This is a genomic window from Pinirhizobacter sp. (assembly GCF_035317885.1).
Lineage (GTDB): Bacteria > Pseudomonadota > Gammaproteobacteria > Xanthomonadales > Rhodanobacteraceae > Pinirhizobacter.
Genome location: NZ_DATHFX010000165.1, coordinates 1 through 11,261, shown reverse-complemented (window position 1 = coordinate 11,261; position 11,261 = coordinate 1). Strand labels below are relative to the sequence as shown.

Below are 11,261 nucleotides of genomic sequence, written 5' to 3'. Positions count from 1 at the left end.
AAGGAAGATATGTTCAAGTCGCTGATGTTGTGTTTCTGCCTGGCAGCGTGCGCGTTGCCGTCCGGCGTCGCCCGCGCTGAAACCCATCCCGGCGAAGCGGCACTGGTGCGCGAGGTGGCCAAGGCCACCGGCAAGAGCCCCAAGGCACTGACCGCCATCCTGGACAAGGCGAAGATGCAGCAAAGCATCATCGATGCGATGAACCGGCCGGCCGAGGCCAAGCCCTGGCGCGATTACCGTCCGATCTTCATGACCGACAAGCGCATTGGCGAGGGCGTGGCGTTCTATCGCGCCAACCGGGCATTGGTGGACGACACCGCGAGCAAGTATGGCGTGGCGCCGGAAATCATCGTGGCCATCGTTGGCGTTGAAACGAGCTACGGCAAGGTGCTCGGCAGGTACAAGGTGATCGACGCGCTGGTCACGCTGGCGTTCTACTACCCCAAGCGGGCGCCTTTCTTCCGCGAGCAGCTCAAGGCGCTGTTGATGCTGCCGGACAACCACCTTGCCGGCCCCATCGATACCCTGGTGGGTTCCTACGCCGGGGCCCAGGGCTGGGGCCAGTTCATGCCCTCGTCGATCCGCGACTGGGGCGTGGATGCCGATGGCAACGGGCATATCGACATGCGCAATTCCCTGCCCGATATCCTTGCCAGCGTGGCCAACTATTTCGCCAAGCACGGCTGGGAGGCTGGCGGCCCGGTAGCCCTGCGCGCGCAACCGGACAACTCGCCGGAACTTCCCGAGATCAACGATTTCGTGCCGCGCTGGAGCCTGGAGCAATTCATGGCCTGGGGCTTTGCGCCTTTGCAGCATACCGACCCGGGTCGCGAGGCGACCGTGGTGCGCCTGGATGGCCCCACGGGCGATGAATACTGGTTTACTTTCAATAACTTCCTGGTGATCACCAAATACAACCGCAGCCCGCTTTACGCCATGGCGGTGAACCAACTGGCGCAGGCCATCGCCACGCAGGTGCGTGGGTCCACCGTCCTGCAATGAGTGTCGCGCGCCGAACCCGCCGGCTGCTCATGCTGTGCCTGGTCGCAGGCCTGGTGGCGCTGCTGGCCGCCTGCGGCGGTTCGAAGACGAAGCCTTCGAAGGGATCGACATCGCGTGGCAACGTTGGCGGTGTGCCGGGACGCCGGGGTTCGGTCAACGACGATACCAGCCGTCCGCAGGGTTCCCGCTACGGGGTGGACAACGATAGCGTTCCCAACGACAACCTCGATGTCAGCAAGCTTAAGGAGCCCACCCCGCGCAATGAACCGCGCTCGCCGTACGGCAACAAGAGTCCGTACAGCGTGCTGGGCAAGTCCTACACGGTTCTGCCCAATGCCAGCGGCTACGACGAGCGTGGCATTGCCTCGTTCTATGGTTCGAAATTCCACGGGTACAAGACCTCGAACTTCGAGGACTACGACATGTACCAGTTCACCGCGGCCCACAAGACACTGCCGCTACCGAGCTATGCCCGGGTGACCAACCTGGAGAACGGCAAGTCGGTGGTCGTGCGGGTCAACGACCGCGGCCCGTTCCACGAGAACCGCATCATCGATCTTTCCTATGCCGCCGCCGTGAAGATCGGTGTCTGGCCCAAGGGCACGGGGTTGGTCGAAGTTCGCGCGATCGATCCGGACCACCCGGATGCCCCCGGCACGCTGGTGTCGTCGGGGGTCGCGTCTTCGACGCCGCCGCCCGCCCGGGTCGTTGGGGGTCAGGTTGTTGGGGGTCAGAGTAAAAACTCTGACCCCGTGGGAGCAAGTCGCGTGGCCTTCCAGCCTCCACTGGCCGCCCCGGCGCGTGCCGCCAGTGCTGCCATCGTTCCGCCACCAATGCGCCCGGTCACCGCCCCGTCGACGGGCGATATTGCCTCGGCCAGCATCGCTTCGGCCTTGCCGCCGGAACCCTCGGCGCCGCCCGCGGTCCCAACCGTCAACCACAAACCGAAAATCTACCTGCAGGTGGGTGCTTTCTCCGATCTTGCCAATGCCTCGCGCGTGGCCGACCAGCTGGACAAAGCGGGCCTGGGGCCCGTGAGCATCATCCAGGCCGATATCAATGGCCGCAGTGTGCGACGCGTGCGCGTTGGGCCGCTGGCGGACGTCGACACCGCCGACCGCGTGACCGACCAGATCGCAGGCCTGGGCCTGCCCCGGCCCTCGGTCGCGGTAGACTGAGCGCTTGGCCTTGCGGCCATGGCACCACTTTGAAGACCTTACCGGACTTAACTTAACGATGAAATTTGCACCCCGTTCGCTGCTTGCCCTCGTGGCCACCCTGATCGTCGCCGCCGCTGCCGCCCAGACCGCACCGCCGCGGCCGGCGCCCGTGCCGCGGCCGGTGGTACCCGAGGCGCCGGTGCCGCCGCCGCCGGAAGTGGACGGCAAGAGCTGGGTGCTGATGGACTACAACAGCGGGCAGATCCTCGCCTCGAAGGATCCCGACCTGCAGGTCGAGCCCGCCTCGATCACCAAGGTGATGACTGACTACGTGGTGTCGGCGGAGATTGCCAACGGCAAGATCCACATGAACGACCAGGTCAACATCAGCGAGAACGCCTGGCGCGGCGGCGGCGCGGGCACCGACGGCTCCACCAGCTTCCTGAAGCTCAACAGCCAGGTGAACCTGAAAGACCTGCTCTACGGGATGATCATCCAGTCGGGTAACGATGCCGCCATCGCCCTGGCCGAGCACACGGCAGGTTCGGAAACGGCGTTTGCCAACCTGATGAACGCGTACGCCAAGCAGATCGGCATGACGCATTCGCAGTTCCAGAACGCATCGGGCTACCCGATCGCCAACCACTACACCACCGCCCGCGACATCGCCATCCTGTCCCGCGCGCTTATCCACGACTTCCCCGAGGACTACGCGATTTCCGCAGTCAAGGAATTCGAGTGGAACGGCATCAAGCAGCACAACCGCAACCTGTTGCTGTGGCGCGACAACAACGTCGATGGCATCAAGACCGGCCATACCGCGGCTGCCGGTTACTGCCTGGCCGCGTCGTCGAAAGTGGGCGACTCGCGCATGATCGCCATCGTCATGGGCGCCGGCAGCGAGAAAGGCCGCGCCGACGCTGCGCTGGCGCTGATGAACTACGGATTCCGCTTCTACGAGTCGCACAAGCTGTACGACCACGCCAAGGCGTTGGCTACCCCGAAGCTCTGGAAGGGCGCTGAGAACACCATCCCGCTGGGCGTCGAGGCCGATGTGCTGGTCACCGTCAAGCGCGGCGACTACGACAAGCTCAAGGCTGACATGGACATCCCCGCCACCCTGATCGCCCCGTTCAAGAAAGGCCAGCAGGTGGGCACGCTGCGCATCACGCTCGACGGCCAGCCGGTGTCCAGCACCCCGCTGGTAGCCCTGGAAGATGCGCCGGAAGGCGGGTTCTTCTCGCGGCTTTGGGACACCATCATGTTGTGGTTCCATAGCGACAAGAAATAAGCGGAGGGCAGGCGATGCAGACTCACGACATCCAGCCGGCCGAGGGACAGGGCTTCCAGTTCCCCGGCGAGTTCGAGATCACTGCGATGGGCAACGCCGCTGCCCACCTGGAAACCCTGGTGCCCGAGTTGCTCCAGGGCATCGGGCTCGAAGTGCTGCATGAAACCGTTTCCTCGCGCCAGTCAAGCGGCGGGACGTATACCTCGGTCACCATCCGCTTCCTGTGCCAGACCCGCGAGGACTACGACAAGGCGCATACGGCGCTGCGGGGCCACGACGAAATCCGCTTCACTCTCTAGTCCACGGGGCTTGCGAATGCGGCCCCGAACCCGCAGATTGCCGGCATTGCATTTGATTCCGGCCTGACATGTCCCTTCCGCTGAACATCCGCCGGCTCGGCCGCGTCCCGTACGAGGCCAGCTGGAAGGCGATGAGCGCCTTCACCGACAACCGGACCGAGGACACTCCGGACGAACTCTGGCTTCTTGAGCACGATCCGGTATTTACCCTTGGCCAGGCCGGCAAGATGGAGCACGTGCTTGCCCCGGGTGATATTCCGGTGGTTCCGGTGGACCGCGGCGGCCAGGTCACCTACCACGGGCCGGGCCAGATCGTGGCCTACCCGATGGTGGACCTGCGCCGCTCAGGCCTCGGCGTGCGGGAACTGGTGAACCGTATCGAGCAGGCCATCATCGACACCATGGGCCACTGGAACATCGTGGCCGAACGGGTGGAGGGCGCCCCGGGGGTCTACGTAGCCGGGGCCAAGGTGGCCGCGCTGGGCCTGCGCGTGCGCCGGGGCTGCAGCTTCCATGGCCTGGCCTTCAACGTGAACATGGATCTTTCCCCGTACCACCGCATCAACCCCTGCGGCTACAAGGGCTTGGAGGTCACGCAAGTGCTAGACTTGGGCGGACCGTCGTCCCTCGCGGAAGTGGAAAATACCCTGGTGGAGGAATTCTGCCGGCAGTTCGATTTCCACCCCGTGCAAGCCGATCCCCACCTCCCCGAACTCCCGGCCCGCGTCGCGGTCTGAAAGCCCAAGAGCAGCCATGAGCCAAGTGTCCACGTCCCCCTTGAAGTCCATTCCCATCGCGGTTGTCGACAAGCCCGGCGAGAAAATGCTCGGTAACGACAAGATCGCGCTCAATCGCGCGGGTTTCGATACCGCCGTTCCCACCTTGCGCAAGCCCAGCTGGATCCGCGTGCGCCTGCCGCAGGGCAACGCCGTGCAGCAGCTGAAGGCGCGCCTGCGCGAAAACTCACTCGTTACCGTGTGCGAGGAAGCTTCCTGCCCGAACATCCATGAGTGTTTCTCCAAGGGCACGGCCACCTTCATGATCCTCGGCGAGGTCTGCACCCGCCGTTGCTCGTTCTGCGACGTCGCCCATGGCCGCCCGCAGCCGCCCGATCCGATGGAGCCGGCGCGCCTGGCCCAGACCATCGCCGACATGCGCCTGCGCTACGTGGTGATCACCTCGGTCGATCGCGACGACCTGCGCGACGGCGGCGCCTCGCATTTCGCGGCCTGCATTCGCGCCACACGCCATGCCAGCCCCGACATCCGCATCGAGATCCTCACCCCGGATTTCCGTGGCAAGGGGCGCATGGAGCGCGCGCTGGAAGTGCTCAAGGACTACCCGCCGGACGTGTTCAACCACAACCTGGAAACCGTGCCCCACCTCTACCGCGAGGTACGACCGGGCGCCGACTACCAGTGGTCGCTGGACCTGCTCAAGCAGTTCAAGGGACAACACCCGGATGTGCCCACCAAGTCCGGCATCATGCTGGGCCTGGGTGAAACCCACGAGCAGGTGCTCCAGACCATGCGCGATCTACGCGCCCATGACGTCAACATGATCACCATAGGCCAGTACCTGCAGCCAACGGCGCACCACCATCCGGTGGTCCGTTACTGGACGCCGGACGAATTCGAAGCACTGCGCGAGGCCGGTGAGGCGATGGGTTTCGACCATGTCGCGTCCGGACCACTGGTGCGTTCTTCCTACCATGCCGACCTGCAGGCGCACGCCGCCGGTGTCGTCGAATAAACACACGCAACTCCAGGCGAAGCCACTGATATGACACTCCGTCCCGCGTTCGCCCTGCTGCTGGCCCTGTCCGCTGCCGGCCTCCATGCCCAGGCCGCCGCCCCGGCGAAGGCCAGTGCGCCAGCCGCCCAGGCGCCCGCCGCGAATCAGCAACAGGACGCCTCCGAGGCCGCCACCTCGCCGGTGGCCAAGCGCAAGGTTTCCGAGCTTCCGCTGAAGTGGAATCCCACCGAAGCCCAGGCCGCCCAGTTGTCGGCGCGCTTCCTGACGCGTTTCCATTACCAGGCCCAGCCGCTCGACGACGCGATGTCGGCGAAGATCTACAAGGCCTACTTCGATGCCCTGGACAGTGAAAAGGTGTTCTTCACCCAGGAGGACATGACCAAGTTCGAACCGCTGAAAACGCAGTTCGACGATGCCGTCTGGAACCAGGATCTGTCCGCACCCTTCAGCGTGTTCAACCTGTACCTCACGCGCGCGCTCGACCGCATGAACTACGCGCGCGGGCTGCTGAAGAAGGGTTTCGACTTCAACGGCAGCGAAACCTACAACTACGACCGCAAGAAGGCCGCCTGGCCCAAGGACCAGGCCGAACTCGACGACCTGTGGCGCCGGCGCACCATGAACGACTGGATGCGCCTGAAGCTCGCCGGCAAGAGCGACGATGAGATCCGCAAGACGCTCGACAAGCGCTATGCGAACTACATCGACCGCGTACGCCAGCTCGACCAGGAAGACGCCTTCCAGACCTTCATGACGGCCTACGCCGAATCCACCGACCCGCATACCGATTACCTCGGTCCTCGCGCCGCGGAGAATTTCGACATCGCCATGAAGCTCTCGCTCGAGGGCATCGGCGCGGTGCTGCAGGGTCGCGACGACTACACCATGATCCGCGAACTCGTCCCGGCCGGCCCGGCGGCGAAGTCCGGCCAGGTCTCGGTGGGCGACCGCATCGTTGCCATCGGCCAGGGCACCACCGGCCCGATGGTGGATGTGGTGGGCTGGCGCCAAGACGATGTGGTGAAGCTGATCCGCGGCAAGAAGGACACCACCGTGCGGCTGGAGATCCTGCCCGCCGATGTGGGCATGGATGGCAAGCACAAGCAGATCACGCTGGTGCGCAAGAAAGTGACCATGGAAGAACAGGCGGCGAAGAAGAAGATCGTGGAGTGGAAGGACGGCGACGTCGACCACAAGGTCGGCGTGATCGATCTCCCCACCTTCTACCAGGACTTCGGCGCCCGCCGCGAAGGCGACAACAATTTCAAGAGCGCCACCCGCGACGTCGCCAAGCTCCTGGGTGAGCTGAAGGCCGAGAAGGTCGAGGCCGTGGTGGTGGACCTGCGCAACAACGGCGGCGGTTCGCTGTCCGAGGCCAACGAACTCACCGGCCTCTTCATCGACCAGGGCCCGGTGGTCCAGGTGCGCGATGCACGTGGGCAGGTGGAAGTGCAGGGCGACGACCAGGTCGGCATGAGCTGGGACGGCCCGCTTGCGGTGCTGGTGAACCGTGGCTCGGCCTCGGCGTCGGAGATCTTCGCCGCCGCGATCCAGGACTACGGCCGCGGCCTGATCATCGGCGAACCCACGTTCGGCAAGGGCACCGTGCAGAACCTGGTGGATCTGGATCGCTTCGGCCAGGCATCGGAGTCGGCCAAGTACGGCGAGCTGAAGATGACCATCGCCCAGTTCTTCCGCATCAACGGCGGCAGCACGCAGATGCGCGGCGTCACGCCTGAGATCCAGTTCCCGCAGAACGGCGATGCGAAGGATTTCGGTGAGTCGACCTACGACAACGCGCTGCCCTGGACGCAGATCGCGCCGGCCAACTACAAGGCCGTGGCCGACCTGAAGCCCCTGGTGGCACCGCTGCAGACCAGGCACGACGCACGTACGGCCAAGTCGCCGGCCTGGAAGCTGATGCTCGATGAGCTTGCCGCATACCGCAAGGCGCGCGACAAGACGGAAGTGTCGCTCAACTACGCCCAGCGCGAAGTGGAACGCAAGCAGATGGACGCCATGCAGGCAGACTTCCGCGCGCGCCACAAGGCGATCGACGGCGGCACCGGTAAGCCAGGTGACGTCGCCACCGGCAAGGGCAGCGACGACGACGATCCGGCCGACACCGGCGACGATGGCCTGCAAGCCAACGAGCGCAGCCTGAAGAGCGAACTGCAGGCCGAAAAAGACGCCAAGAAAGCCAAAGACCCGCAGCTGGACGAAACCGCCCACATCGTCGCCGACGAAGTCCAACTGATCAAAGCCGACACGCGCCTTGCCGCCACCGTGCTCCCGTACGCCGGCAAGGGCATGAACACCGACGCTCCGGTGCCGCCTACGCCTACTGCGCAGAACCCGCACTGAGGTGTAGACGGCTCGGCTTTGCCTTCGCGATGGGGCTCGGCTGCGCCATCGCGTGGGGCGGGCGCCTCCGCCGGCCGCCCTCACCGCGACTGGCTTCGCCGTCCTGACGGGAAAGGAGAGCCGCTGCGCGGCTCGTGTCTTATGGCTTCGCCCCGTCAGGACCGCACAGTCGGGCGGGGTTTTTCGAATCGGCATCCTGCCTCAGCGAAAAATGCCGGCCATCCATGGCCGGCACCGCTGTGCGGCCTTGTCCGCCCGACTGTGCTCGGCGGAGGCGCCCGCCCCACCCGCTTACCGAATGCTGCGGTCGACCCGATGCGAGGGCGAATCCGATCCACTAACCCGCAGCGGCACCAACCGCCACGAACCTCATCGCCACGGCGTTCATGCAGTAGCGCAGACCCGTGGGGCGCGGGCCGTCGTCGAAGACGTGGCCCAGGTGCGCATCGCAGCGTGCGCAGGATACGGCGGTGCGTTCTTCGAAGAGGCTGGTGTCGCTGCTTTGTACGACGTTGCGTTTGGATATGGGCTGCCAGAAGCTGGGCCAGCCGGTGCCTGAGTCGAACTTGGTGGCTGAATCGAACAGTGCTGTGTCGCAGCAGATGCAGCGGTACAGGCCGTTGTCGTGGCGGTCCCAGCCGGGGCCGGTGTAGGCGCGCTCGGTGCCTTCGTGGCGTGTGACTTCCCAGGAGAGAGGCGAGAGCTTTGCTTTCCATGCTTCGTCGGTCATCACCACTTTCGACTCGACGCAGGTGCCGAGGGGTTTCTTGTCCGGGCCGAAGCAGTCCAGGGTGACATTGGCGGCCTTGCTCGCGGGCGCGCCTGACGGCCCCTGGACGGGCGCCAGGGCGTCGGCCAGCAGGCGGCCGGCGGGCAGGATGCCTACGGCGGCGAGGGCGGCAGTGGCGCCGAGGAAGCGGCGGCGGGTGGGGGATGGCATGGGTGTTCTCCGGTTTGCTGACAAGGAGACCGCCTGACCAGTGAAGCCATTGCGTAGCCCGGTGGCTTCGTTCAGCCTGCTGCCATGAGCGCTCAAACACTCCCGCCACGCGTGGTGCTGGACACCAACGTCTGCCTGGATCTGTTCTTTTTCCACGATCCGCGCTGTCAGGCCCTGGCCCAGGCGCTGGCTGAAGGCCGCGTGCAGGCGGTGTCCCGGGCCGATTGCCACGCCGAGTGGCTGCGGGTACTTACTTACCCGGATCTGCCGATCACCGACGCAGCGCGTCAGGAGGCCATGGCAGCCTACGACCGCCATCTGTCGTTCCCGGATCTTCAGGAAAAGCCCGATGCGGCGCTGCCTCGCTGCCGCGATCCGGACGACCAGATGTTCCTGGAAGTGGCTCTGGCAGCGGGTGCGGGCGCGCTGGTAACCAAGGACAACGAGTTGCTGCGCCTGGCTTCGCGCTGCCCGTGGTTCGCCATCGTGTTGCCGGAAGCATGGGCACCCTAGACGGGCTTTCGACCGGGTCAAATCGAAGGGAAAAGTCTTTGGCACCAATCTTGTATGGCTAGCGAACCATAGTCGTAACGCAGCGCGCGCGAGGAGGGCGAATGCGGGACTACCTGATCGTCTTTGCCGTGCTGGTGCTGCACGCCGTTTCCGTGCGCGTGGCGCCGGAGATCGGCATGGCGCTGTCGTACTTCTTTTTCGGAGCCTTCGGCGTCGCCGCGGCGGGTGCGGCGCTGCATCGTGGCCTGGTATCGGGCCGGCGGCTGGATCCGCGTTGGCTGGCGATGGCCCTGACCATGGTGTTGTGGCTTTGCGGCGTGGCGTTGTCGGCCCGGCAAAACTACGTGCTGGACAACGCCAATCCCGCGCCCGGCGACAGCATGTTCTTCTACATCATCTACGCGGTGCCGGCGCTGGTGACGCTTTCGTCATCGCCGGTGGCGGCGCGCAAGCGATGGGCCATGGGGATCGACCTGGTGCTGGCCTGCATGCTGGCGGCCCTGTTCTATGCGCGGGTGTTTGCGCTGGTGACGATGGAAGGCGCGGCGGGGAGGCCGGAAGCGGAGGCCATCGCCGCCATGCTGGACATTGAGAATGTCTTCCTGGCCGTGATTGCCATCGTACGTTTGCTCGCCTCCGAACGGCAGCGTGACGCGGCGTTCTATCGCGCCGCTTCGATATTCTTCGTGACGTACACGCTCATCGTGGGGTACTACAACCATTTCGTGGCGCTGGGCGACTACCCCGACTTCGGATCGGCGTGGGACATCCTGCTCGACATTCCCTTCGCGGCATGGTTGCTGGCGGCGCGGCGCGGGGATGGCCAAGGTCGTGTTCGCTGGCGCCCGCCGGTGTTCCTCGTGCGCTTCGTGCAAAGCGGCAGTCCCGTGTTCATGGCCCTGGGCGTGCTTGCCTTGGGGTTGATGGTGATGAGCCATCACCCGACGCTGGGCGTGGCCGCCTGCGCCGCCGCGGTATTGGGGATCGGCTTGCGCAGCACGCTGACCCAGGTGAGCCTGGTGGAAGTGGAATCTCGCCTGACGGCACGCCAGGCCACGCTGGAGGGCCTGGCTTATCGTGACGGACTGACGGAGCTGGCCAACCGCCGCGCCCTGGACGCCACCTTGCTCACCGAGTGGCACCGCACGGTTGAACGCAACGAACCGGTCGCCTTGCTGATGATCGATATCGACTTCTTCAAGCAGTTCAACGACCGCTACGGGCACGTGGAAGGCGACGAATGCCTGCGCCGGGTTGCATCGGCGCTGGCCAGTCGCGTCGGCCGGGGCGAAGACTTCCTGGCTCGCTACGGCGGCGAGGAGTTCGCACTCGTCGCACCGGCCACGACGCTTGTCGGGGCGCACCAACTGGCACATGCATTGCGCGAAAGCGTGCAATCGATGCGCATCCCGAACGATGGCAGCCCTTATGGACTCGTCACGGTAAGCATCGGCGTGGCCGTGGGCGTGGAATCACCGGAGGCGGGCCCGCTGAGCCTGCTGCAGGCGGCGGATACCGCCCTGTATCGCGCCAAGGCCAGCGGCCGCAACGCGGTGGCCAGCGCCGCCTAGCCTGCCTGCATCCGGGCGCGTTCTTCAAGCATACGGACGGCGCCGGGAATGCCCGTGGCGTCGGCCACTTCCACCATGCGGCCGGCATCATCGATGGACGCGCCCGTCTCGTGGGCCCAGGTGACGTGGTAGGGCATGTATACGCCCCAGCCGCCGAGCGCCACCACCGGCGCGATATCCGAGCGCAGGGAATTGCCCACCATGGCGAATCGTCCCGGCTGGATGTTGAACTCGCCCAGCACGCGCGCGTAGGCGCGGTCGTCCTTCTCCGAGACGATCTCGATGCGGTGGAAGAGGTCGGCGAGTTTCGAGCGGGCGACCTTGTGTTCCTGGTGGAAGAGGTCGCCCTTGGTGATCAGGACGACG

At 65.4% G+C, this 11,261-nt stretch carries 11 protein-coding genes; 9 read left to right on the top strand and 2 right to left on the bottom strand.

The genetic code is table 11. The annotated features are described in order from the left end of the window. Positions 1 to 9 precede the first annotated feature (9 nt). The 7 genes from mltB to VK519_RS05030 all read left to right on the top strand — a co-directional run bounded on the left by mltB (position 10) and on the right by VK519_RS05030 (position 7,871). Positions 10 to 1,002, top strand: a complete 993-nt coding sequence (mltB, locus tag VK519_RS05060) for a lytic murein transglycosylase B (protein ID WP_414692699.1) — start codon at positions 10 to 12, stop codon at positions 1,000 to 1,002. Between the two features lie 29 nt (positions 1,003 to 1,031). Next, a complete protein-coding gene (locus VK519_RS05055) occupies positions 1,032 to 2,180 on the top strand; it encodes a septal ring lytic transglycosylase RlpA family protein (protein ID WP_324348043.1) in 1,149 nt (382 codons plus the stop codon). Positions 2,181 to 2,238: 58 nt separating this feature from the next. Beyond that, complete coding sequence (locus VK519_RS05050; protein ID WP_324348042.1) at positions 2,239 to 3,453, top strand: D-alanyl-D-alanine carboxypeptidase family protein; 1,215 nt, start codon at positions 2,239 to 2,241, stop codon at positions 3,451 to 3,453. 14 nt (positions 3,454 to 3,467) lie between these two features. Beyond that, complete coding sequence (locus tag VK519_RS05045) at positions 3,468 to 3,752, top strand: DUF493 family protein (RefSeq protein ID WP_324348041.1); 285 nt, start codon at positions 3,468 to 3,470, stop codon at positions 3,750 to 3,752. A gap of 68 nt (positions 3,753 to 3,820) precedes the next feature. Continuing rightward, positions 3,821 to 4,489, top strand: coding sequence for a lipoyl(octanoyl) transferase LipB (gene lipB, locus VK519_RS05040; protein ID WP_324348040.1), 669 nt, complete (start codon positions 3,821 to 3,823; stop codon positions 4,487 to 4,489). A gap of 16 nt (positions 4,490 to 4,505) precedes the next feature. Next, the gene (gene lipA, locus VK519_RS05035; protein WP_324348039.1) at positions 4,506 to 5,504 is read left to right on the top strand and encodes a lipoyl synthase; all 999 of its coding nucleotides are present in this window, start codon (positions 4,506 to 4,508) and stop codon (positions 5,502 to 5,504) included. A 30-nt stretch (positions 5,505 to 5,534) separates the two neighbouring features. Continuing rightward, positions 5,535 to 7,871 carry a carboxy terminal-processing peptidase gene (locus VK519_RS05030; RefSeq protein WP_324348038.1) on the top strand — a complete coding sequence of 779 codons (2,337 nt, stop codon included), beginning with the start codon at positions 5,535 to 5,537 and terminating at the stop codon, positions 7,869 to 7,871. Positions 7,872 to 8,208: 337 nt separating this feature from the next. Here the strand turns inward: VK519_RS05030 and msrB are convergent, their stop codons facing one another. After that, complete coding sequence (msrB, locus tag VK519_RS05025; RefSeq protein ID WP_324348037.1) at positions 8,209 to 8,811, bottom strand: peptide-methionine (R)-S-oxide reductase MsrB; 603 nt, start codon at positions 8,809 to 8,811, stop codon at positions 8,209 to 8,211. An 84-nt stretch (positions 8,812 to 8,895) separates the two neighbouring features. Between msrB and VK519_RS05020 the strand changes: the two genes are divergently transcribed. Further along, positions 8,896 to 9,324, top strand: coding sequence for a putative toxin-antitoxin system toxin component, PIN family (locus VK519_RS05020; protein WP_324348036.1), 429 nt, complete (start codon positions 8,896 to 8,898; stop codon positions 9,322 to 9,324). 101 nt (positions 9,325 to 9,425) lie between these two features. Next, positions 9,426 to 10,895, top strand: coding sequence for a GGDEF domain-containing protein (locus VK519_RS05015; RefSeq protein ID WP_324348035.1), 1,470 nt, complete (start codon positions 9,426 to 9,428; stop codon positions 10,893 to 10,895). Here the strand turns inward: VK519_RS05015 and VK519_RS05010 are convergent. Next, positions 10,892 to 11,261, bottom strand: a 370-nt coding sequence (locus VK519_RS05010; RefSeq protein ID WP_524538979.1) for an HAD family hydrolase, incomplete at its 5' end; no start/stop codon positions are given. The genes VK519_RS05015 and VK519_RS05010 overlap by 4 nt on opposite strands.